This is a genomic window from Allobosea sp. P4_C6, from assembly GCF_056402015.1.
This window is the reverse complement of sequence record NZ_JBFUIF010000214.1, coordinates 1-1,873: the sequence shown is the minus strand read 5'-3', so window position 1 is coordinate 1,873 and position 1,873 is coordinate 1. Positions and strand designations below refer to the sequence as shown.

General features: G+C 60.5%; 2 protein-coding genes. One reads left to right on the top strand and one right to left on the bottom strand.

Going from position 1 to position 1,873, the window contains the following annotated elements; all coding sequences use genetic code 11:
* Positions 1-487 (bottom strand): MarC family protein (locus AC1DVA_RS28045; RefSeq protein ID WP_476808075.1); only part of this gene is annotated, 487 nt, incomplete at its 3' end.
* 1,138 nt (positions 488-1,625) lie between these two features.
* Here AC1DVA_RS28045 and AC1DVA_RS28040 point away from each other — a divergent pair.
* The coding region (locus AC1DVA_RS28040; protein ID WP_476808074.1) for a hypothetical protein at positions 1,626-1,873 on the top strand (248 nt) is incomplete at its 3' end.

Here is a 1,873-nt window from a genome sequence, read left to right as displayed (position 1 = left end):
CAGTAACAGCGGCAAGGCTGGCGAATATGAACAACAGCTCATCGGCCGGCTGCGAGAAAGTTGTCCTCGAGATGCCGATGCTGATCACCACCGCGATTGTGCCCGGGCCGGTGGTGAGGGGCAGCGTCAATGGATAGAACGCCAGGCTGAGCGGATCCCCGACAGGTGCGGCGTCGCGTGATGCCTCGATGGCTTTGTGGCTTCCCCTATTGAGGAGATTCCAGCCGGATACCGCGACGATGAAACCACCCGCCGCGCGCAATACAGATATTGAGATCCCGTAAAACTGCAGGATCAGCGCCCCAAGTAGAAAGGAGCACACGAGCACGAGCAGCGAGTTGATTGCGACCCGTAGAGCCAGTGTGCGCCGAATATGGGGTGTAAATCCGCTTGTGAGCCCGATAAACACAAGCGCAGTTCCCGGTGGGTTTACCACGGGAAAGATCGCCGCGAGCACCACTAAAAACGTATTGATCCAGGTTTGCATAGGTGGCGCCTCCAGCTGAGATTAACTTTGCACGCTGAGTTTTTATTTCCGATTGGGCATGCCGGAGGACACCTCTGCGGATAGATAGGTTCAACAGCAGTTTGTCTGTCGTCAACTGATTTGAGACTGTTGACGGGTCTCAAGAACGGAGGCCCTGGCTGATATGGGTTTGAGGTTATGCGCTCCGCAGGCGGCGCTGCAAGCGTCGGTTCTGAATGGTCTGGCGTTGACCAGTTTCTACGCTCCACCCAAGCTTGCATAGGAAGCCAAGCCACTGCACGCCAGCTCCGACTGGGCCAATCGAGTAACGGCACCGCCCGAAAGCGCACCTTCCTGACGTCGGCTAGGGGCCAGAAACAGAAGCGAGAGGCTACGCGGCTTCAGCCTTCTCTCTCCGCCCGACATCTCCCAGCCGGTCGATGCGTCCCGTCCGGAAACCCCCACGCCGGCAACCTGATCCTCAAGCGCCGCTGCGCCCAAGCCGAGCTCGACCCGCAATGGCGTCCCCCAGCCTGCGGCGATGCAGCAGTCGCCGCACCGCTCCGTCCAGCAGGCCGCATCCTACACGACGCCGATCGGCAATTCAGCCAAGCCGCCCGCCTGGCACTTTGAAACGTTTTGTCGACGCGGTTGGCGCGAGCTCCGGCGGACTCATCTGAGATTGAAGGTACATCGCTTGGAACGCCGCACTGGCCTCCCCCGCCGAAATCGTTGAGCGTGACGTGCAGCAGCGGCCTGGGCCCGTCGTCATCGCGATCCCTTCAGAGTCGATCTCACCACGGCGGCGGACTTTAGAATTGTCAGCGAAGGCCGGAAGCCACCCAGCTCTGCTCGGCTCACGGATGCGAGCGACCGTCAGGCACCCAGATGCTTCTTGAGGCTTATCAGCCACCTCAGGCACCCTACAACGTCGCCCTGCTGTAACTCAGAGGTCGGCATAAGACCGCCGATCGGCTTCGCTGTCCCATTCGCCGAACGTGGCGAATGGATCCTCGACCACGACCTAGGCCGGCGCCTTGCGGATCACGACGGACGCCCCTTCGATGCTGTAAGCGATTTCGTCACCTTCCCGCAGCTGCAACGCGGCCCGGATGGGTTGCATAATTTTTTGCCCCTGCCTTGGAGGAGGAAGGGAGCAATGCCCCTCTCGTCGCTGAAAGATCCGCCTTGCTCGGGCACAGGCCGTTTTGAAGGCGGTATGGTACGAAGTCGAGCCAGCATTCCTGATGCGTTGGAGCAGCGGCAACGTACCCGGTTAGCCTATATCGGGGCTGCGCTGGTGGCCGCCGTGGAAGATGAGGATGATTTGAAGCGGAAGGTCCTCGATCTATACTGGCAATCGGCGCCGGGCATGAGCCCCGGAGGGAAGCGGGACAAGGCACCAAG